We start from the raw sequence: 22,090 nt of genomic DNA, 5'->3' as shown, positions 1-22,090 counted from the left end.
GAGATTTATAGTCCCAACTCTTTTAGCATTTTCTTTATGACATCAGTCTTGATGGTTGAGAATTCTGATTTGTCATAGATTTCTATCAACCATACTTCACCTGTATTCTCATCTACCAATGTGGTATATGTGATAACTCTAGCTCCTCCCGCTTTACCTTTTCTTTTGGAATCAATAGCCATGCGGATTTTTCTTAACCCACCACCTAAGTCAACTCCTAGAAAAGGATCTTCTTTTAAGGATTCTTTGAATTTGCCAAAATCCTGCTTCATGGACTTATAGCGTTTAGCTAAGTCCTTTAACTCCTTTTCAAAATGAGGAGTTGTTTCAATATTATAGCTCATCGAAAAGTTCGTCTGCGGATTTTGCTTTCAATTTACCCTCCTTTATCATTTTTACTTCACGTAGTCCTTGACAAATTCCTTCGGTTCTGTCAATTGACTGCTGAGGAATTATTTCAAACAGAATCGTCTCCAAATAATTGCTGAGGCTTCTGTTGTCTCTTTTAGCATTGCTCTTTAGAATATTGAGCAAATCCGTATCTATTCTTATAGAAGCGGAAGATTTTGTTTTTATTGTTGTACTCATATTACTTACATTTTAATTATATGTGTGCAAATATAGTGCAAAAGATTATAACTTCCAAAGTTTTTTGCTTTTTTTAATTGAATTAAACTTTTGAGTTTTTTCTTTAGCTTATTCTTTTGAGATCCATGTATATATATGCTGCTGTATCAAAAAGCGTAGAATCCTGCTGGCATCAATGCCAGCAGGATTCTGCGTCTGTTTTATTTAAACAAATCCTCCATTTTAACTTCCTTTTGAACTATTCCACTATGCTTGCCATACGCCACCCCATAGGTTGTAATCATCGTGAGATGAATGGACTGCTTGGGAGAAAGCGTTGCTTTTAGGGATTCTATGCGATGGCGCAAGCGCAGTTCCTCTTCCTTGCTGATGGTATAAGGAGCGCTGGCAAATTTCATCTCGCATAAGTTTACTACATTGTCGTTTCTGATGATCAGCAGGTCAATTTGGGTGCCTTCTTTCTCCTCTGTTCCTTTCACGTTCCATGCAGAGATCGAGGTTTTTACGCCAGCAACTCCAAGAGCCTGCTTGATTTGCTGGAAATGTTGCCAGCAAACTTCTTCGAAGGCCACTCCATGCCATGCTTTTAATACATCAGAAGTCATATTGTCGCTTACAAAACCGGTTTCCTTTCCATGGGGTTCTACGTATTTCTGCCAAAAGAGACAGAAGTTGTCTATCAGTTTATAGTATGTTGTACTTTTGGGCATCCCGTATGGCGAATAGCTTGTGATGAAATCACTTTCAGCCAAAGCTGCAAGGGTGTTAGACAAACCTCCTCCCAGAGGGAGACCTGTGGCTTGGCTGATTTCTTCACGAGTGAAACCGGAATGGCGGGTTGCCAATAAACGTACTACCTTTTTGCTATCTTCCGGCTTGTTGAAGATTGCAGCAAAAAGCCTGTTAAACTCATCTTTCAGTCTAGGTCTATTGCCAAAAAGAATCTTATCTACATTTTGCTCGAAGCTTAACCCTTTTTGGAAGTACCCCATATAATAAGGTATTCCTCCAAAGACCATATAGCTTTGCAGGATGTCGTATTGACTCATTTGGATGTTAGCATGCTCGAAATACTCTTCGCATTCTTTCAGAGTGAAGGGTGAGAGCTTGATTTCTGCAGTCAAGCGTCCGTAGAGTCCTCCTTTGCTTCTTGATAGATTACTGAGAATCCAGGAAGTAGCACTACCGCAAACCACAAGCATGATATTGTCCCTGCCACTACACCAGCCATTCCAGAAGTTCTCGAAGGCAGGAAGAAATCCGGAACGAGGGGTATCCATCCACGGAAGTTCGTCGATAAAGATGACTTGTCGTTCGCCATTGTCTTGGTCTTGTAGCAACTGTTCGAGCAAGAAGAATGCTTCCATCCAGGACTTGGGCATCTTATAACCTTCCAATCCTTGGTTGAGAAGGGCATAATAGAAACTTTCCAGTTGGGTTTTCAGCTTGTTTCTGTCGTTATCTTGGTCAACAGGCGACACGCCTGTATGCTGAAAGGTGATACGATCTTTCAGTGCTTGTTTGATAAGGAATGTCTTTCCTACACGACGGCGTCCATATATTGCTACGAATTCGGGGCGGTCGCTATAGTACAGCTTATCAAGTTCTGCTATTTCTTCTTTTCTTCCTACAATCATATTTTCTTCCTTTCCTATTATTTTCTTGTATTTGATATTTTGTGCAAAAATATAAAAAAATAACGATTTCGGCAAGATATAGTATATTATATTCTGCCGGAATTATGCTTTTTTATACTTTATCGGCAAGATATAGACTGTTATTTATAGCAGCTCCCTTGCTATCCAGGCACAGGCTTCGGCATCTGCCAAGGCATTGTGGTGCTGGGTGAGGTTGTAACCGCAATAGGCGGCTACGGTCTGGAGCTGATGGTTGGGGAGGAGAGTGCCCAGCTTTCTTCGGGAGGCACGGCAGGTGCAATGGAATTCATAGCCGGGATATTCCATCTGATACGTCTGGAATACTGCCTTCAGGCAGCCTTCGTCGAAGGGGGCGTTGTGGGCTACCAGGGGCAGCCCCTCTATCTTGGGCGCAATCTCTGCCCAGACTTTCGGGAAGACATCCGCATTCATCGTGTCTTCAAGAGTTAACCCGTGAACCCGGGTGTTCCAATAAGAGTAATACTCCGGTTCGGGTTTGATGAGGCTGTAGTAACTGTCTGCTATCTCACCATCCCTCACTATCACGATGCCCACCGAGCAGACGCTAGTACGCTGCTGGTTGGCCGTTTCGAAATCTATCGCTGCAAAATCTTTCATCGAATTAAGTATCTATGTTTTTATTTTAGGTACAAAGATACTATTTTTTAGGTTCAATCATCCTAAAAATATAAGATTTAAGAAAGTTTTAGGATGAATCGTCATAAAAGTCCTCAGATTCCGGAAGTTGTAGGCTCAACCATCCTAAACCTTTTCTCCTATCCCCATATCTAGGTATTTTCCCGAAACCATCATTTTTAGGTATTGCAGATAAAGGGAAAAGGATGTAACTTTGCACCCGAAAATAAATGTAACTAAAAGAGATTAAGGACAAATGAAAACAACTATCGTAATTTATGGCTCTTCCACTGGCTCATGCCAGTCGATTGCCGAAACCATCGCCTCTAAGTTGGGCGTGGAAGCTGTAGATGTAGCTAACATCGGTGATGCTACTATCGCAAGTCATGAGAATCTCATTCTCGGTACTTCTACATGGGGTGCCGGCGAGATGCAGGATGACTGGTATGACGGCGTGAAGACGCTGAAGAGTGCCGGCTTGGCTGGCAAGACCGTTGCCCTGTTTGGTTGTGGCGACAGCGAGTCTTACCCTGATACATTCTGCGGCGGTATGAAGGAACTCTATGATGCCGCTGTTGAGGCTGGTGCTACCGTATTGCCTGGTGTTTCTACAGATGGATACACCTATGATGACAGTGAGGCTGTTGAGGACGACAAGTTCCTGGGACTCGCACTCGACGAGGTGAACGAGGACGATAAGACAGAGGAGCGTATCGATGCCTGGATTGAGACCATCAAACCAGCGCTTTAGTATTAAAAAATAATTTTTCAGGAGTCATAGAAATCTCTGACTATAGAATCTTGAGTCATTTTGGGTTCATAGATTTTTAAATCATAGAATTCTCTGATTCCTGATAGGAAACTTGATTAATTCGGATAGTATGCAGAAGGAAATCGCAACACCAGTAGATTTGAAGGTTCTGATGAATCATATATATGAATATAAGAAGGGCGTGCGCCGTCTGGTGCTCTACACCTTCAACAGGAAATATGAGTCTTTTGCCATAACAAGATTAGAGCGTCAGAACATTGATTATATCATCCAGCCGGTTGGCAACGACCGTCTGAATCTCTTCTTTGGTAAGAAGGAATGCCTGGATGCTATCCGCATGATTGTTACCAAACCCTTATGCCAGCTTACACCGGAGGAGGATTTCATCCTGGGTGCCATGCTGGGATATGACATCTGTGCCCAATGCGAACGCTATTGTGAGCGAAAGAAAAAAGTTTGCTAAGTTTTTCTTTTATCTTCGGAATATTATTATGTTAATAAAGAAAGAGCGTGATTGCCTCAATTGGCGACCACGCTCTTTTCATATAATCAATCGATTGATTCAATCGAAATCTCGGAATAATTCCTGTTTTTAATACCTATTTCGACGGAATAATTCCTTTTTCTTACTTCTTCATCATTTCCTCTACGGCTCTGATGAGCTGGGTATCATGTCCGGTGATGTAATCCTCTGGAGAATTATATACCTCGATGTCTGGATAGAGGGTGGTGTTCTCGCCGAAGGTACCACGCATGTCGCGGCAACCTACCTGAGGAATACCGAATACCAGGCTGCGGTCCATCAAGGTCTCCCACCATACGGCAGTCATTGTTCCTGCCACTGGTGCACCAATCAGCTTACCGATGCCCAACTCCTTATATACCCATGGGAAACCATGACCGTTGCTGTAGTCGTCTTCGCAGATCAGAACGCAGGATGGTTTGGTCCACTTGTTGAATGGATCCTTGCCCACAACCTTTCCATGAGGCACAAACTCCTGATACTGCTTGCCGCTGAGCAGGGTGCAGAGGTCATCGTGCAACCAGCCACCACCATTGTGGCGCTCATCCACGATTACGGCATCCTTGTTGCGGTTCTTGTCGCTCAAGAGTTCGCTATATACGGTGCGGAAGCTCTCGCTGTCCATTGCCTTTACGTGAACATAGGCGATTCTACCCTTTGAAACGCTATCCACGATGGCACGGTTTCTATCCACCCAGCGCTTGTAGAGAAGCTCCTGCTGATAACCCTGTGAAATCGCCTTGATGGTGAGGTCGAAAGTCTTGCCCTTGGTATTCTTGATGGTGAGGCGTACATTCTTGCCAGCCTTTCCATCGAGCAATGCGTTGTAATCCTTACCCGCCTTGATAGCCTCGCCATCAATCTTCTCGATGATGCAGCCGGCAGTAACTTCGTTCTTCTTTACAGCGAAAGGACCACGCTTGATGACTTCCTGAATCTTCAAGCCGTCACCCTCGTAGTTCGGATCGAAGAAGGCACCGAGAGCTGCGGTAGAAAGAGAAGCACCGCCAGCATAATAACGGCAACCGGTATGGCTGGCATTCAGCTCACCCAGCATCTCGCTCAACATCTCAGCGAAGTCGAAGTTATTGTTGATATAAGGTAAGAACTTCTCATAAACCTTGCGGTAGTACTCCCAATCCACACCTTGCATCTTTGGATCATAGAACTTGTCTGCTACCTGGCGCCATACATGGTCGAAGAGATACTGGCGCTCCTCGGCAGGCTTGTAGTTGAATGGAGCCTCGAAGTCGATGTTGGTAGTAGCCTTGCTGCCCAGATCAATCTTCTTGATGCTGCTGCCATTGCAGAGGAAGAGGTTCTTGATATCCTTGTCGGCAACGAAGCCGCCGCCACCGATACCCTTCATCATCAGGGTAGTGCTGCCTTCCTTCAAGTCGTGGCACCAGAGGTCGTAGCCACCTTCAAAGGCAGCCTGGTAATAAACCTTCTCTCCCTTGCTGTCGATGATGGCATCACCCATATTGGATGAGTTGACGGTAAGACGAACCACGCGGTCACGGCAGTTCTCGAAGTCGAGTTCGAGAGGCTTCACCTTATCTACCTCAATCTTTCCCGTCTTCTCCTCTTTCTTCTTCTTGTTTTCCTTCTTCTTCTCCTCCTTCTCGTCAGCCTTCTTCTCCTTCTCGTCCTTGTTGGCCTCGGCTAATTCGAGTTCCTCCTTAGACATGCGGAAGCGGTCGTAGGCTTCGAGGTCGAGGAACATGAGATAGGCATCCTCTTCAGCACCCCATGAACCGTGGCTGCGATAACCGGCACGGTCGCTCTCGAAGAGGATAGCCTTTCCGCCGAGTACCCACTTACCGTTGCTGTCGCTGTAACCGCTGTCGGTAATGTTGTGCACTTCCTTGCCGTCAGCCTTTACCACGGCGATATCTGTGTTGTTCCATCCGCCATTACCGATGTAGCTGCACATGAGCCACTTGCTGTCTGGGCTCCATTCAAACCAGATGTCGCCATCAGAGTAAGAATAGTTGTACTTGCCATCGAGCACGGTGCGCACTTCCTTCGACTTCAGGTTGATGATGCGGAGGGTAGCACGATCCTCATAGAAAGCCACCTCCTTGCCGTCAGGACTGTAGGCAGGATACTGAGAAGTAATATTGGTCTTGGTGAGCTGCTCCTCTTCTACCTCGGTGCTGTAAGTAAAGTTCTTCTCCTTCTCGTTCTTGATCTTAGCCTGGAAAATCTGCCATACGCCATTGCGCTCAGAAGCATAGACCAGACTTCTGCCATCAGGAGCAAAGCTCAGGTTGCGTTCCTGCTGAGGAGTATCGGTGATTCGCTTGGTGGTCTTGTATTCTGTAGAGGTAACATATACATCACCGTGCATCACGAAAGCCACCTCCTTGGCATCTGGAGAGAGGGCAATCTCGGTAGCACCCCAAGACTGAACCTTGCGGATGAGGCTTGGTTCATCGTTATCTGTTGTGATGGAGATGTTGACCTTCTGCGGCTGTCCACCTTCCTTTACGGTATAGATTTCGCCATCGAAACCATAGCAGAGCAAACCATTATCGGAAGAGGTGAGGAATCGTATAGGATTCTTCTTCTGCTGCGTAATCTGTGTATCCTTTCCGCTTGCGATGTTGCGGCGGTATATGTTGAAGGAACCGTCCTGCTCGCTGAGATAGTAGAAGCTCTGGTTGTCGGCAGCCCATACCGGGTTGCGGTCCTCGCCCTTGAAGGTAGTAAGCTTCTGATATTTTCCATTGTCGAGCATCCAGATATCTCGGGTGATAGGAGAGGTATGGTGCTTGCGCCATGCATCCTCGTAACCCTTCTTGTCGTGATAGAGCACCTGACCGTTCTTGTTGATGCTGATGTTCTCCATCGGAAGAACGGAATACAACTTAGGACGACCGCCCTCTGTGCTTACCTCGTAAACCTGCGAAAACTCGTTAGATGCAAAGAGATTGCTCTGGGCTGTAGGCATGATGTTGGCTGAGAAGAGCACATGGTCGTTGTCCTTGAAGGCGATTGGAGTCTCCTTGCCACTGTTGGTGGTGAGTCGGGTTGGCGCACCACCCTTGGCAGAGATGACGTAAACGTCCAGGCTGCCTTCGCGGTTGGAAGTGAAGGCAATCTTCTTGCCGTCAGGGCTCCAAATAGGCTGGGAGTCGTAAGCAGCATGGGTCGTCAACTGGCGTGCCTCGCCACCATTGGCTGGAACGCAATAGAGATCGCCCTTATAGGCAAAGGCGATGGTAGAGCCATCCGGTGAGATGGCAGGGTAGCGCATCCACAACGGACCCTGCTGGGCCTGGGATGCCAGAGATGCTGCCAGAAGAGCAGCACTAAGAATCAGTTTCTTCATTATTATAAAATTTCTGTTTGATTTTATGTTGCAAAGTTACGGCTTTTATGTGAAACTACCAAACTAAACTCCGTAAAACCACGAAAAGACTACTTATTTATAAGGATATGGGAATCTGAGCCTATCAATCTGATACCAACTTCTAAGTATAAAAAATGTGAAAATCACAATTTCTCGGTATTGTGCAATTTCTAAATAAGCCTTACCTTTGCAGCCCGAAAAAGGAATAGATATGAAAAAAGGAATAGATATGAGAAAAGGATTAGGAAAAATCAGAAAGATTAAAAAGAAACACATCTTCCTGGCCTTATTGGCTGTGATCGTTCTGGGAGGTTTGGCGAAGGCTTACTCTGCCTGGGTGGGTACTACCCGCATCGCTTTCCTCAACTATCAGGCTATTGCGCTGGGACAGATTTCGCATGCCAACGACAATGCGATGATCAAACTGAGTGAGATTACGACCGATGATTTCGATCATCTGGATGATTACGATATGATTATCGTGAATGGTATGGGTCTCCGAATCGACGAGAACCAGCGTAAGCAGTTGGAAGAGGCTTCCGACAAGGTGCCAACCCTGACTCATGCTGCTACCAACCCAGCCAACAATATCGTATCAGTAGATAACTTCGATGCCGATTATCTGATGCAGTATATCGAGAACGGCGGCAAGAAGAACTATCAGAGTATGCTCGCTTACATCCGTAAGTTTATCGACGGAAAGAAGTTCATGGCTCCAGAGCCGGAACGTGTAAATGAGCGACCAGACTATCTCCTGACTCATTTCGACCCGAAGGATGAAAAGGGCGATGAACTGGGCTTCAACAGCATCCGCGAGTACAACGCCTTCCTGGCAAAGAACGGTTTATATAAAGAAGGTGCTCCTACCATCATGCTTACTGGTTTTATGGGTGCGGCTCCTGATATGGAAAAAGCTTTCGAAAAGAAGGGATTCATGGTGTATCGCATCAATAAGCTTCAGAGCTTTATCGCCGGTCATCATGACGACAGCATCCAGGCGAATGCCGTTGTGAATATGGCGCATGGCAGACTGGGCGATTACTTCGTTGAGTTCCTGAAGCAGAAGAATATTCCTCTGTTCTCACCTCTTAATATCAACCGCTTGACCACCGATTGGGAGAACGACAAGCAGGGAATGAATGGCGGCTTCATGTCGCAGAGCATCGTGACTCCGGAGATTGATGGTGCCATCCGTCCATACGTGGTTTTCGGACAGCGCATCAACAAGGAGGGCTTGCAGGAGGTTTACGGAATCCCTGACAGAATGGAGAGTTTCGTGGAGAGCGTGCAGGGCTATGTGAATCTGAAGAACAAGAAGAACAGCAGCAAGCGCATCGCCATCTTCTACTTCAAGGGTCCGGGTCAGAATGCTCTCACCGCTTCGGGAATGGAAGTGGTTCCATCGCTCTACAATCTCCTGGTTCGCTTGAAGAATGAAGGATACAATGTAGGCAAGTTGCCAGCCAATCCTCAGGAACTGGCAAAGATGATTCAGGCTCAGGGTGCCGTCTTCGGAACCTATGCCGAGGGTGCCTATACCCAATTCCTCCAGTTGGGACATCCTGCCCTGGTTACCGCCCAGCAGTTTGCAGGTTGGACCCAGAAGGCTTTGTCTAAGAAAATGATCAAGGAGATGAATCAGCTCTATGGTTCCTTCCCAGGCAAATATATGGCTACCGATGACGGTAAGCTGGCGGTGGCAAGACTGCAGTTCGGCAATGTGGCATTGCTTCCACAGGTGATGGCAGGCGTGGGAGGCGACTCCTTCAAGATTGTGCATGGCACCGACCAGGCACCTCCTTACACCTATGTTGCCTCTTATCTCTGGGCACGTTATGGTTTCAGTGCCGATGCACTCATCCATTTCGGAACCCACGGTTCGCTGGAATATACCCCGAGAAAGCAGGTGGCACTCGGCAGCAACGACTGGAGTGACCGATTGATTGGTGTGGTTCCACATCTTTATATATATACCATTGGCAATGTGGGCGAGGCGATGATTGCCAAGCGCCGCACCTATGCCCAGACCCAGAGCTATCTCACTCCTCCTTTCAAGGAGAGCGAATTGCGACAGACCTATAAGCAGTTGAGCGATGCCATCCAGTCATACGAGAAGAAGGCATCTGCCGAACAGTCGCTCAAGGTGAAGGCGCTGACCGTGAAGATGGGAATCGCCCGAGAACTGGGGCTCGATGCCAAGCAGATGAACAAGCCTTATTCTGCAGATGAAATTGCGAGAGTAGAGAACTATGCAGAAGAGTTGGCAAACGAGAAGATTACCGGCAAGCTCTATACTCTGGGTGTGCCATACGATAATGATGATGTCCGCACCAGTGTCTATGCGATGGCTACAGATCCTATTGCCTACGGAATGCTGGCAGTAGATAAGTTGAAAGGTCGTGTTCAGGAGGGTGTGGAGAAGCATAAGCAGCTTTTCGACCGTCTCTATCTGAGCAAGGCACGCAATACCGTGACCCAGCTTCTGGGTTCAGCCTCGGTTTCTGATGAATACATCTGCCGTTATGTAGGAATCACTCCTGCCGAACTCCAGATGGCTCGCAAGGTTGAGGCGATGCAGGCAGCTCCGGATCCTATCCAGATGATGATGCAGATGGCAGACCAGATGGGTGGAGCGAAGGAGGCGAAGCCGAAGAAGGTGGACCACCGTACGGTAAGCGAACTCCGTGCTGCCAAGGTTTCTCATAAGAAGAAGATTCCGCAGATGAGTCGTGAGGCTTTTGAGAAGATGGAACAGACCGGTCGCTTCCCTGACAAGATGATGGAAGCTATCAAGAAGGGACAGAAATGGTATCAGGAGGATTTGAAAAAGGCGAAGATGGCGAAAGCCGGCAAGGGCAAAGCATCTCAGAAATCTTCTAAAGATAAGGGTATGATGATGTCGAAAGCACCTAAATATACCCGTCAGCAGATTCATCTGGCTCAGGCTATCACTACCATAGAGCATGCCTTGCAGAATGTGGGCAAGTATTCGGAGGCGCTCCGTCAGAGTCCGCTCAACGAGATGTCTTCTCTGATGAATGCCCTGAATGGCGGCTTTACCGCCCCATCTCCAGGTGGTGATCTGATTGTGAATCCGAACACTCTGCCTACCGGTAGAAACCTCTTCTCCATCAATGTGGAGAATACACCTTCGGAGGATGCCTGGGAGAAGGCGAAGGAACTTTGCGACAATACCATCAAGATGTATTGCGAGCGACATAAGGGTGAATATCCTCGTAAGGTGAGCTATACGCTCTGGAGCAGCGAGTTTATCGAAACAGAGGGCGCTACCATCGCCCAGATTCTCTATATGCTCGGTGTTGAACCGGTAAGAGATGCCTTCGGTCGTGTTACCGATCTGCGTCTCATCCCATCCAAGCAGTTGGGCCGTCCTCGCATCGATGTCGTAGTTCAGACTTCCGGTCAGCTCCGCGACCTGGCAGCATCCCGTCTCTTCCTCATCAACAAGGCGATAGAGCTGGCGGCAAATGCCAAGGGTGATAAGTACGACAACCTGGTGAAAGCTGGTGTTACCGAATCCGAAAGAGTGCTCGTAGAGAAGGGCATGTCGCCAAAGGAGGCACGCGAGGTGAGTATGTATCGTGTCTTTGGTGGCGTAAACGGCAACTATGGTACCGGTATCCAGGAGATGGTAACCGCAGGCGATCGCTGGGATAAGGAGAGTCTGATTGCCGAGGTCTATCTGAACAATATGGGTGCCTACTATGGTGATGAGAAGAACTGGGAGACCGTTCGCAAGGCTGCTTTCGAGGCAGCGCTGACCCGTACCGATGTGGTAGTTCAGCCACGACAGAGCAACACTTGGGGTGCTTTGAGTCTCGACCACGTATATGAGTTTATGGGAGGTATGAACCTTGCTGTGCGCAACGTGACCGGTAAGGATCCGGATGCTTATCTCGCCGACTATCGCAACCATAGCAATATGAGAATGCAGGAGGTGAAGGAGGCTATCGGTATCGAGGGCAGAACCACCATCTTCAATCCTGCCTATATCAAGGAGAAGATGAAGGGTGGAGCCAGCAGCGCCAGCACATTCGCCGAAATCGTAACCAATACCTACGGCTGGAATGTGATGAAGCCAAAGGCAATCGACAAGGAGATGTGGGACGAGATATATAATGTATATGTCAAGGACAAGTACCATCTCGGAACCAAGGAGTTCTTCGACAAGCAGAATCCGGCAGCGCTGATGGAGATGACCGCCGTGATGATGGAGAGTGCCCGCAAGGGAATGTGGAAGGCTACTCCTCAGCAGCTCAAGGACATTGCCAAGCTTCATACCGAGACCGTGAACAAGTATAAGCCTTCATGCTCCGGTTTCGTCTGCGATAATGCCAAGCTGCGCAACTATATCGCCAGCAAGACCGATGCTGCTTCTGCCAAGGAATATCAGCAGAATGTAGAGCAGATCCGTGATGCTGAGGCTGCGAAGAACAGCAGCGACAAGGGTATGGTGATGAAGAAGGAGACGCTGAATGAGGATGCTCAGAAGACCACCACTGTGGTGAGCGGCATCGTTGTAGGTGTCATCGTCATCGTAGCGTTCGTTGTGCTCGCGATATATTTGCGACGTCGTCGCAAAATGATGAGTGAAGAATAATTCAACACTTAACAATGAAGAATAATTCAACATTCAACATTTAACATTCAACATTTTAAAAAAAAGTGGAGACATTAGTTTTAGTAATGATGATATTGGTTTGCTTCAGTTTTGTGCTGAAGCAGACCTTCCACGGAGTGAAGGAGATTATGATCATCTCGGTGCTCGTAGCCTTCTTCGTGGGAATGACCTGGCCATTCGCCATCGAGCAGTCGAAGACGCAGATTGCGGCCTGGATAGCCGACCAGAAGCTGATGCTCGATATGGCGGTGCTGCTGAGTATCGACGTGGCACTCACGATGCTTTTCTGTGTGCACCACGTAGATCTGAAGACTTCGGAACATGTGAGCCGCCGCAAATGGATGTTCTTCATCTTCCTGAAATACTTCCCGGGTTTGCTGGTTTTCCCAGTGCTGTTTAGTGTTCTGGTGATGACCATCTTCCTGCTTCCCGGTGTATCGTTCCAGGTGGTAGCCTGGGTGCTTGCCGTAGTGCTGCTGGTCTTGACTCCGGTATTCACCTACGGTTTGAGATGGCTCTTGCCGGAGCGACCAATCCGCTTGGAACTGCTCTTCCTGGTAGAGGTGCTGCTCGGATTGATGGGCATCATCGGTACGGTGAATGGCAGGACAGCCGTGGCAGGATTCAATAGTTTCGATGCCCTCTCGCTTCTCGGCGTCATCGCCATCGTCATCGTAGGAATGGCTATCGGATGGGGCTGCTATCGCATCAAGATGCAGCGCTTATCCCAAAAGTTATAAAGGCGCAAGCCCCAACTTAACATTTAACATTCAACACTTAACATTATAAAATAAAGATGAATTACATATCAGACGTATTGTTTTGGATTTCCACAGGCATGCTGGTTCCTGTGATTATTTTGTTGATTTTCTTCTTCCTCAGAGCCTTGCTGCTCCTCGGAGGTTTCTTCGGACAGTATCTTGTAAAGCGCAAGTCGGGTGCGGAGATTCGTGAACAGATGAACACCCTGAAGCTCGAGAATATCGATACCTTGGGCGAACGCTTGCCGAAGAACAAGCAGGCTGTCATCGTTTCCTATATGAAGAAACTCGTGGACAACCGTCAGAGCAAGGCGCAGGTGAACCGCATTCTCGACCAGTATGCCCAGTTTGTTGAGAAGGATCTTTCTCTCCCTTCTACACTTCTGAAGATGGGTCCGATGCTCGGTTTGATGGGTACCTTGATTCCGATGGGGCCTGCCCTGGTAGGTCTTTCTACCGGTGATATTGCTTCGATGGCTTACAATATGCAGGTGGCTTTCGCTACCACCGTAGTAGGATTGTTTTCTGCAGCCATCGGTTTCGTAACCAAGCAGACCAAGAACCGCTGGTACACCGAGGATATGAGTAACCTTGAGTTTATGGCAGACCTTGTAAATGAAGAGTGAATAACGAAGAGTGAAGAATTCAATAGTAAGAATTTATGAGACAAAGACGTAGAAGTCGTCTCTCGCATGATGGCGAGGATGATGATCCGATGAGCGTAGTGAGCAACCTCTTCGATGTGGCGATGGTATTTGCCCTCGCCCTGATGGTAGCCCTCGTTTCGCGCTATAATATGACGGAAATGTTCAGCAAGGATAACTTCACGATGGTGAAGAACCCTGGCAAGGAGAATATGGAAATCATTACCAAGGATGGTGAAAAGATAAATCGCTATACTCCTTCTGAAGACCAGAGCAATAAATCTGGTAACAAGGGAAAGAAGGTGGGCATCGCTTACCAGCTGGAGAATGGCGAAATCATCTATGTTCCGGAAGATAAATAAGCGGGGATTGCAAATCTCCTTAAACAGAAAACGGGGATTACAAATCCCCTTGAACAGGAAACGGGGATTGCAAATCCCCTTGAACAGAAAATATTATTGTAACTAAAAGAAAAATAAGAAAAATGAAAAAGTTTAAGACAATGATGGCCATGATGTTGGCTTTGGTTTCTATGTGTGTAGCATTCAGCTCTTGCAGCAGTGATGATGATAATGATACTGTGGCAGCTGCCAAGGAGATTGCCGGTTCATACACCAGCTCTCTGGATATGACCGTAATGGGCGAGGCTTCTACATACGATAATGTTACTATGAAGATTGAGGCTATTGATGATGCTACCGTCAAGGTTACCTTACCTGCTTGCGGCGAGGGCATGATGGCTCTTCCTGCTCTGGAGGTTCCTGCTGTAAAGGTTTCTGGTTCCAATGGTGCTTATGCATTCGCTCAGGAAAACTATGCCGGTACTGTTACCGTGAATGGTGCTGAGAAGAACTACACTGTAACCTTGCAGGGTACTTTGAAGGACAAAACGCTGACTGTCAACTACTCAATACAGTATGGCAAGATGCCTATGCCGATGATTGCTAAGTTTGTTTGTACAAAATAAAAGGATTGTTTCAGGATAAACTTTGATATAATTCGATGAAGCAAAAGATATTCGCACTATTCCTGATCCTCTGCGGATTGTGCCTGAATCTGAAAGCTGAAACCCAGGGCGATGTCGTGGGTAGAGTGCTCGATGATTCGGGCGCACCTTTGGCGGGTGCCACCGTCCAGATGGTGAATGCCAAGGGAGGAGTAACCACTGATGAAGATGGATATTTCCGCATTCCTTACAGCAAGGATGGAGCGGTGAGAGTGAAGGTGAGCTTTGTGGGCTATCAGACTCAGACTTTCGTACTGAAAGCGGATGAGAGAAAAGGTGAGCAGCATGTGCTTCGCCTTCAACCGGATGCTACAGCCCTCAATCAGGTGGTGGTTACCGCAACCCGAACTCCGAAGGCGCTGAAGGATGCTCCTGTGGTAACCCGTCTGATTACCGCCAATGATATCAAGATAGTTGATGCTACCAATATCCAGGACCTCCTCACCGAGCAGATGCCGGGTCTGGAATTCGGCTATGCCATGAATCAGGAGACTTCTCTCAACATGAATGGTTTCGGTGGAAACGCCGTGCTCTTCCTCGTAGATGGTGAGCGATTGGCTGGTGAAACCATGGATAATGTTGATTATAGTCGTCTGAACTTGGATAATGTAGGACGTATCGAGATAGTAAAGGGTGCAGCTTCGGCGCTCTATGGTGCCAATGCCGTAGCCGGAGTCATCAACATCATCTCCCGTGAAAACAGTGAGCCTTGGACTGCCAATGTCAATACCCGCTATGACGACTTCAACAAGGAGTGGCGCCACGGTGGAAGCTTCAGCTTCAATGCCGGAAAATGGAATTCGCAGACCAGCATCCAGCGCACCACATCGGATGAGGTTCAGCTCACCAGTCCTTTCGATACAGAATCCAACATCCTCCATATCTATGGTGGAGAGACCTTCAATGTGAAGGAGCGTCTTACCTACAAGCTTTCTGATAAGATAAAACTGATAGGTCGTGGCGGTTATTTCAATCGTATCAGCAAGCGCAGCAACTATGATGATCATTACATGGATTATTCTGCCGGACTGAAGACGGTGATGAATCTCTCGGAGAATGATAACCTGGAGATTTCTTACGGATTCGACCAGTATGACAAGACCCGATTCGTGAATAATGAGCGCACTCACGACCACGATTATACCAACCGTCAGAACACCGTCCGTGCCCTCTATTCCCATATCTTCGGCAAGAACACATTGACGGCAGGTGCTGATTTCCTGAACGATTATCTCACCACCTATCAGTTTGCCAACAATGGTTCCAAGACTCAGAACTCATACGATGCCTTCGCCCAGTTCGATTACAATCCTTTGCTGTGGTTGAACATCGTGGCAAGTCTTCGTCATGATTACTTCTCTGCATCCAGCCAGCATGCCACTACCGGTCGTCTGGCTCTGATGACCAAGTGGAAGGGCTTTTCCATCCGTGCCAACTATGCCGGCGGATTCCGTGCCCCAACCCTCAAGGAGATGTATATGAACTTTGATATGGCGGGTATGCAGATGATTTACGGCAATCCGGATCTGAAGCCGGAGAAGAGCGACAACTTCAACCTGGCGCTGGAGCATACCGGCAGGGTGAAGAATGCAGGCATCTTGACCGGTCAGTATAGCCTTACCCTAATGGGCTATTATAATAAATATGATAAGCGCATCACTACTGAGGATTATGCCGATTATACCCCGGGAACCGGTCAGCCGGATGTGGCTTCCCGTTATTGCAACGAGGATGGAGTGGAGGTGAGCGGCATCGACTTCAGTGCCCAGTACCGTTCGGATATGGGACTCGGTGTGAAACTCGACTACAGCTATCTCCATGTGGGTGGCAGAAGTGTAGATTCCCAGTTCTCCCAGCCTCGTCCGCATTCAGCTACCTGGCGTCTCGACTACGATCGCCAGCTCTGTTCGTTCTATCGCATCAATGCCGCTCTGTCAGGCAGATACCTGTCCTCTCCAGATACGAACATCAAGAAGCATGACAGCAGTTATCAGTTGTGGAAGTTCACGCTTCAGCAGCGATTCCTGGATGCCGTCAATCTGAACTTCACGGTAGATAATCTCTTCGATTATACACCAGAGAAGTATTATTGGAGTTCGGCGATGACCACCGGCCGCACCTTCTCTGTGGGACTTTCGGTTGACATCGACCGCATCGTGAATCTGTTCTAGAAACCGTCATCTGGCAGTTTCCAGACCCAAAATAGGTTAAAAAAGCCATAGTGAAGGATGCTTTTCTTCAAATTATGCCGTACTTTCGGTATAAAATCGTAATTTTGCAGTGATTTAAAACCTATTCATTCAAAATTATGATACGAAGAATCATTCTAACTATGGCTTTTTTGGCTAGCCTTTCATTATCAGCCAAGGATGTGAACATGGGCAGTTGGCAGATTGTTCCATTGCCTCAGCAAGTCAAGGAGATGAGTAGCGCTCCTTTCCGCATCACTGCCAAAACTACAATCTATTATGCTGCTGGAGATGAGAAGCAGAAGAAGGATGCCGGGTTCCTGGCATCTCATATCAAGGAGGTAACCGGTATCGAGGTAAAGACTACCAACAGGCAGGAGAAGAAGCAAATTCGTCTGGCGCTGAATACTGGTGATACCCGGTCTGAGGCTTATTCTCTGGTGGTCAACAAGAATGGCATCACCATTTCTGCCACCTCTCATGTAGGTATCTTCTATGGCATCCAGAGTGTGATGAAGGCATTGCCTATCACCAAGAATGTGAAGAGCGTTTCTCTTCCTGCTGCCGAGGTTACCGATGCTCCCCGCTTTGCCTATCGTGCATTCATGATTGATGTGGGCCGTCATTATTTCAGCGTACCTTATCTCAAGAAGTTGATTGATGTCTTTGCGATGCACAACATCAATTATTTCCACTGGCATCTTACCGAGGATCAGGGCTGGCGTCTTGAAATCAAGAAGTATCCGATGCTTACCCAGATTGGTTCCAAGCGCAAGGAGACCATCCTGCCAACCAACAAAAACGAGTTTGATGGTGTTCCCGTATCAGGTTATTATACCCAGGAGGAAGCACGCGAAATCGTGAAGTATGCTGCCGACAGATACATCACCGTGATTCCGGAGGTGGATATGCCGGGTCACATGCTGGCAGCCCTGGCATCTTATCCGGAGTTGGGCTGTACCGGTGGTCCTTACGAGGTAGCTACCCGTTTTGGTGTTTTCGAGGATGTATTGTGTGCCGGCAAGGCTCAGACCCTTCAGTTTGCCAAGGACGTGATGGATGAGATTATGGATATTTTCCCATCAGAGTATATTCATATTGGTGGCGACGAGTGTCCAAAGAACCGTTGGAAGGTTTGCGAGAACTGTCAGAAGAAGATTGCAGAGCTCGGCATTCAGGAACTTCCTAAGCACAGCAAGGAGGAGCAGCTCCAGACCTGGTTTATGGGAGAGATAGAGAAGCAGATCAGAAACCGTGGCAGAAAGATGATGGGTTGGGATGAGATTCTGGAAGGAACTCCATCCAAGGACATCATCGTTTGCGGTTGGACCAGTGTGAATGCCAGCATCCGTTCAGCCCGTGAAGGTCATCCAACCATCGTGGCTCCTATTTCGAATTTCTATTTCAGCAATCCTCGCATCAACAAGATAGAGGGTATTCCAAGCATCCAGCGGGTATATGATCTGGATCCTTGCTCTGATAAGTTGACTCCTGCCGAGCAGCAGAACATCATCGGTGCTGAGGGTTGTATCTGGACCGAGTGGGTAAAGGATGCCGAGAAGATGGAGTGGGAGTTGTTGCCAAGACTTGCCGCCCTTTCTGAGGTTCAGTGGACTGCCAAGGATAAGCGCAACCTGGAGAACTTCTTCCCAAGAATGCTCCACATGCAGGATCTCTACCGCCTCTACGGCTTGAATTACAAGGCTGATATCGAGGATGCCGTGAAGAAGCATCTGGAAGAAAAGAAGTAAGTTATAGATTTAATGTCCGTTTCAAAACTGATACTGTCCCCATGAGACATTGTCTTATTTGGTTTTAATGGAGTTTCAGGAAATGTAAATCCCCAATCTGCAAACTTCAACAGGTTGGGGATTTATATTTTATATTATCTTCTTGTTTTACCAAAAACGTCGGAATGTGTGCCTGTAGTTAGCATGAGGAGTGTTAACTCCTCATCATTCTGTTCCCATATCAGCAGCCAATCTGGATTTATATGAGCCTCCCATTCGCCTTCGTGGTTTCCGTGAAGAATATGTGGCTTGTATTCTTTCGGCAGGCATCCTTTTTCTACCAGAATGGTTATGGCTTTTCGTAGGTCTTCTATGGGGTAGCCGCGCTTTTTGCAAAGCTTTAAAGCTTTGTCAAATTTCTTGGTTGTATCAAGTTTATACATTATTCTCCTAAGATAGTATCAAACATTTCATCAACAGAATTCCAATGGGTAACTCTGCCTTTCTCCTTGTCTTCTTCGGCAAGTTCAAGATCTGTTTTCTTTGGTTTCATGACAGAAATAGAACTAACGCCATTCAGCATTTTGATAGCGTTCTTCAATTTTGTCAGCATTGCTGGATCTGATACTGTTACCAGCAATTGAGGTTCGTTTATTGCTAATGTATTCATACTTACTCCTTTTTAAAAACATTCATCAATTTACAGCAGCAAAAATACGCTTTTTTCTCTAAATAGCCAAGTAAATTAAAAGATTTTTTTAATTTTGGTATAGTGTACCCGTTTTTATGTGCTAACTTCATGGATTTACAGTCTCCTGACGGTATGATGGATGGAAGTCTCATCTTAGGGCGATTTTCCTTATTTTGCTTAGAACCATCTCTTCTTCATTTTCTTTAAGAAATCCTTGGTGATGGGGAAGCCGGAGGCATCACCTATTATGGAGTCGGTATGGCAGAAGGGACATTCAGCTGTAGGCGGCTCATCAGGGAGGTAATCCGTGATTTCGGATGGCGAGAAGATTTCGCCGCAGAAGAAACAGCCGCACTTTTCAGATTTTTCTATTTGTTCCTTGTTGCTGTAGCTGCAATCGTGAGCCTGGCGGAAGATTCTGTCTTTCTCCTCCTCTTCTTTCTGCTTCTTCTCTGCCTTCTCCAGATACCCCTTGAATCGTCTCTGAAGATAGAGCGGCACATGATAGTGAGGGGCGAAGACATACAGCGACGGAACATGGTCGTGGTATTCGTAGCCGGGACCATCTATCACGGTATAGCTGTCATCCGTTTCATCGTATGGCAGTTCATCCAATCCTCGTTTATCCTTGGCAGCCTGGTTTCTCTCCCAGATCCATTCGGTGGTAAGCGGAGTACCGACGACGATGGCAAGTTTCACCTCATCGCCACGATATACTTCCACGATGTCACCCTTCTGGAATCTGATCTGTTCAGCGCTTCTGCCTCGGAAGGTCTCGTCAGGATGACGGTCGTATGCAGGCAAATCGCAGACTCCGGGATAGTAAATGCTGAAACGCGAACAGCAGTAAGACCGGTCGATCAGTTTTCCTTCCCCATCATACACCCTTTCCGAAAGACATTCCCGGTCGTAGTGCAACAGTCCCAGCGGAATCTCCGAGATATAATAGCAGAAGGTATCCAGCGGATAGTCGTCTTCCTCCTTCATCTTCTTGCGGTAAAGGACATCCTGGTGCATCAGTCTCTCTGCCTCCTCCAGAGTTGTGGTGAAGGCTTGCGGACAATAGGTGTTCACCTTGTATTTCGGATAATGTGAACGCTTTTTCTCCTCCAGCTCTTCCGTTTCTAAAACTTCGAGCTTGAAGATGGCAGGAACATTCCGATGCTGTGGATGTTCTGCCAATTGCTTGAATTCTTCGTATGTCATAGGATGGCTATTTTCAGAATTGGTGTGTCTTCTTGTATTTTGTACCATCACAGTTGGTGATATTGATTTCCAGGACCAATCCTTCCATCTGAAAGTCGAGCGGGATGTTGATGGCACGTCTTTGGATATTCATTTCGTAGAAGATACTTCCGTCCTTTTTGCAGAGCAGGATATCCAAATAGTCTGGCATATCAGGTATAGTTCCAGGCTCTGACATTTGTGGTTGAAACTCCCCAAACTCTTCCTTCACATACTCGAATAGTCCCCGAGTACATTTTTCGATATCCACCCCTACATATCGAGTATAGGTGTATTTGATGATACATAAAGACATTTTATTTGCCATTTTATTCTTTCTTTTTGGTTATACCTTTATAATATAGTAATATGAAGGGAAAATTTCAAAAAAAAAACGCCAATATTTTAAAAAAAAGTATTGGCGCTTGATTATTGAATTAGCGTCTGTTTGAAAAGAGGGCTACTTGTTAAATTGTTCTTTGAATAGAGTCGTTAAATTAAATAGTTATTTTACTGACCCTCTATATTTTCAAATATGCTATAAAACTTTAAGATGGTATCAGCAAACCAATTCACCAACTCGTCATCTGTTTTGTCCAAAGTGTCTGTAATAAGCCATGCCCATTTGTTCTTCTGCTTAGTTCCTTGTTTAAGCTTCAGGTTTGGTAATTGGGTGAGGACATCATTCTTGGCTATAAATTCATCCATTTGTTTTTTTGCATGTTCACCATTAAGCGTACTGATTGTTACGGTGGTAATGCCATAACGAACGCTGTAGCCACAGTCATAGAAGAAATCTTTGCGTCTCGGAGAATTGAAGTTAATGTATGGTCTGCCCTTTGGATTGCTGATAGAGGAGCCAATAGTGCTCTTGATTTTGTCAATGACACTGTTCCAAAGATTATCACACCACTCTGATTTCTTGTTTGTTGAAATCTCTGCAGAAGAATCCATGTCTTGGTTAATCTCAAGCGGTGAATCTCCGCTATTGTTGTCTTTTATCATCTGCATCAGGTTGTCGAACCCTTCTTTGCCGTAATTATCTAAAATCAGATTACGCTCAAACTTGGCTATGGCATTCAGCACTTGGCTTCTTGTTACGCCATAAACAAACTCATGACCAGCTCTAATTTCGTATTTATCAATGTTCTGATTATGGACTTTTGAGCATTCTAGATTATAGATATCATCAGTTAATAAACTTCTGACAGTATCATCTGTTTTTCCTGTTTGCTCAGGATATTCAAAAACTTCAAACAACTGACAAACCTCTGGGATACCTGTACGCACTTCCTGATTGATTCTTACCATAGCAGATTCCCATTTGTCAATATTGTCGTTTTCTTCTGAAGTCTGACCAATCTTAAGCCAGCCACCTTCCTGCAGTTTCAACTCTGTATTGGAAGAATACTGAGGTGAAAGGCGCTTAGGACCGAATACGTAAATTATAGTTCTTTTCATTTTTTCCTTATTTCCGCAACACTATAATTTAATATTTTTTATAAGCACCTGAGCAACAATAAGTTGCTCATGATTATGTCCTGTCAGAAATTTCACTTATCTTAGTGTTGCATTTAAAAAACAAATAAAATGACAGTATCGGCGAATCGGTACCACTGTAGCGCATGAATCGGTACCATCATAGCACTGCATTCGGTACCATCGTAT

At 46.5% G+C, this 22,090-nt stretch carries 19 protein-coding genes; 9 read left to right on the top strand and 10 right to left on the bottom strand.

Features of this window, described 5'->3' with window-relative positions:
* Positions 1 to 5: 5 nt before the first annotated feature.
* The 4 genes from AAAT87_RS04840 to AAAT87_RS04825 all read right to left on the bottom strand — a co-directional run bounded on the left by AAAT87_RS04840 (position 6) and on the right by AAAT87_RS04825 (position 2,864).
* A complete protein-coding gene (locus AAAT87_RS04840; protein ID WP_349225788.1) occupies positions 6 to 344 on the bottom strand; it encodes a type II toxin-antitoxin system RelE family toxin in 339 nt (112 codons plus the stop codon).
* Entirely contained in the window at positions 334 to 588 is a 255-nt protein-coding gene (locus AAAT87_RS04835; protein WP_119228871.1) for a hypothetical protein, read from the bottom strand. The genes AAAT87_RS04840 and AAAT87_RS04835 overlap by 11 nt, the downstream gene beginning before the upstream one ends.
* Positions 589 to 788: 200 nt before the next feature.
* A complete protein-coding gene (locus AAAT87_RS04830; RefSeq protein WP_349225787.1) occupies positions 789 to 2,225 on the bottom strand; it encodes an AAA family ATPase in 1,437 nt (478 codons plus the stop codon).
* Between the two features lie 144 nt (positions 2,226 to 2,369).
* Entirely contained in the window at positions 2,370 to 2,864 is a 495-nt protein-coding gene (locus tag AAAT87_RS04825; RefSeq protein WP_089543802.1) for a 3'-5' exonuclease, read from the bottom strand.
* A gap of 274 nt (positions 2,865 to 3,138) precedes the next feature.
* Here AAAT87_RS04825 and fldA point away from each other — a divergent pair, with 274 nt between their 5' ends.
* Both fldA and AAAT87_RS04815 read left to right on the top strand, forming a co-directional pair.
* Positions 3,139 to 3,633 carry a flavodoxin FldA gene (fldA, locus tag AAAT87_RS04820; protein ID WP_349225786.1) on the top strand — a complete coding sequence of 165 codons (495 nt, stop codon included), beginning with the start codon at positions 3,139 to 3,141 and terminating at the stop codon, positions 3,631 to 3,633.
* A 130-nt stretch (positions 3,634 to 3,763) separates the two neighbouring features.
* Entirely contained in the window at positions 3,764 to 4,117 is a 354-nt protein-coding gene (locus AAAT87_RS04815) for a DUF2023 family protein (protein ID WP_296973150.1), read from the top strand.
* A gap of 163 nt (positions 4,118 to 4,280) precedes the next feature.
* Here the strand turns inward: AAAT87_RS04815 and AAAT87_RS04810 are convergent, their stop codons facing one another.
* Positions 4,281 to 7,514, bottom strand: coding sequence for a S41 family peptidase (locus tag AAAT87_RS04810; protein WP_349225785.1), 3,234 nt, complete (start codon positions 7,512 to 7,514; stop codon positions 4,281 to 4,283).
* A gap of 280 nt (positions 7,515 to 7,794) precedes the next feature.
* Here AAAT87_RS04810 and AAAT87_RS04805 point away from each other — a divergent pair, with 280 nt between their 5' ends.
* The 7 genes from AAAT87_RS04805 to AAAT87_RS04775 all read left to right on the top strand — a co-directional run bounded on the left by AAAT87_RS04805 (position 7,795) and on the right by AAAT87_RS04775 (position 18,528).
* Complete coding sequence (locus AAAT87_RS04805; protein WP_428848564.1) at positions 7,795 to 12,156, top strand: cobaltochelatase subunit CobN; 4,362 nt, start codon at positions 7,795 to 7,797, stop codon at positions 12,154 to 12,156.
* Between the two features lie 65 nt (positions 12,157 to 12,221).
* Positions 12,222 to 12,917, top strand: coding sequence for a hypothetical protein (locus AAAT87_RS04800; RefSeq protein WP_238405574.1), 696 nt, complete (start codon positions 12,222 to 12,224; stop codon positions 12,915 to 12,917).
* A 56-nt stretch (positions 12,918 to 12,973) separates the two neighbouring features.
* A complete protein-coding gene (locus AAAT87_RS04795; RefSeq protein WP_349225783.1) occupies positions 12,974 to 13,564 on the top strand; it encodes a MotA/TolQ/ExbB proton channel family protein in 591 nt (196 codons plus the stop codon).
* A 35-nt stretch (positions 13,565 to 13,599) separates the two neighbouring features.
* Entirely contained in the window at positions 13,600 to 13,944 is a 345-nt protein-coding gene (locus AAAT87_RS04790; RefSeq protein WP_254974229.1) for a DUF2149 domain-containing protein, read from the top strand.
* A gap of 122 nt (positions 13,945 to 14,066) precedes the next feature.
* Positions 14,067 to 14,549 carry a calycin-like domain-containing protein gene (locus AAAT87_RS04785; protein ID WP_349225782.1) on the top strand — a complete coding sequence of 161 codons (483 nt, stop codon included), beginning with the start codon at positions 14,067 to 14,069 and terminating at the stop codon, positions 14,547 to 14,549.
* A 35-nt stretch (positions 14,550 to 14,584) separates the two neighbouring features.
* A complete protein-coding gene (locus tag AAAT87_RS04780) occupies positions 14,585 to 16,759 on the top strand; it encodes a TonB-dependent receptor (RefSeq protein WP_349225781.1) in 2,175 nt (724 codons plus the stop codon).
* Positions 16,760 to 16,896: 137 nt separating this feature from the next.
* Positions 16,897 to 18,528 (top strand): beta-N-acetylhexosaminidase, encoded by a 1,632-nt coding sequence (locus AAAT87_RS04775; protein WP_349225780.1) that lies wholly within the window; start codon positions 16,897 to 16,899, stop codon positions 18,526 to 18,528.
* Between the two features lie 134 nt (positions 18,529 to 18,662).
* Here the strand turns inward: AAAT87_RS04775 and AAAT87_RS04770 are convergent, their stop codons facing one another.
* From AAAT87_RS04770 to AAAT87_RS04750, 5 genes are all read right to left on the bottom strand, one after another.
* Positions 18,663 to 18,950 (bottom strand): type II toxin-antitoxin system YafQ family toxin, encoded by a 288-nt coding sequence (locus AAAT87_RS04770; protein ID WP_349225779.1) that lies wholly within the window; start codon positions 18,948 to 18,950, stop codon positions 18,663 to 18,665.
* Positions 18,950 to 19,177 (bottom strand): hypothetical protein, encoded by a 228-nt coding sequence (locus tag AAAT87_RS04765; RefSeq protein ID WP_218432065.1) that lies wholly within the window; start codon positions 19,175 to 19,177, stop codon positions 18,950 to 18,952. The genes AAAT87_RS04770 and AAAT87_RS04765 overlap by 1 nt, the downstream gene beginning before the upstream one ends.
* A gap of 198 nt (positions 19,178 to 19,375) precedes the next feature.
* Complete coding sequence (locus tag AAAT87_RS04760; RefSeq protein WP_349225778.1) at positions 19,376 to 20,404, bottom strand: hypothetical protein; 1,029 nt, start codon at positions 20,402 to 20,404, stop codon at positions 19,376 to 19,378.
* A 13-nt stretch (positions 20,405 to 20,417) separates the two neighbouring features.
* Positions 20,418 to 20,750, bottom strand: coding sequence for a hypothetical protein (locus AAAT87_RS04755; RefSeq protein WP_349225777.1), 333 nt, complete (start codon positions 20,748 to 20,750; stop codon positions 20,418 to 20,420).
* A 182-nt stretch (positions 20,751 to 20,932) separates the two neighbouring features.
* Positions 20,933 to 21,883, bottom strand: coding sequence for a hypothetical protein (locus AAAT87_RS04750; protein WP_349225776.1), 951 nt, complete (start codon positions 21,881 to 21,883; stop codon positions 20,933 to 20,935).
* Between the last annotated feature and the right edge of the window lie 207 nt (positions 21,884 to 22,090).

The sequence above is a fragment of the Segatella sinensis genome (genome assembly GCF_040095255.1).
Taxonomy (GTDB): Bacteria; Bacteroidota; Bacteroidia; order Bacteroidales; family Bacteroidaceae; genus Prevotella; species Prevotella sinensis.
Note: the sequence above shows the minus strand (reverse complement) of the source record. Positions and strands in the feature narration are given on the sequence as shown.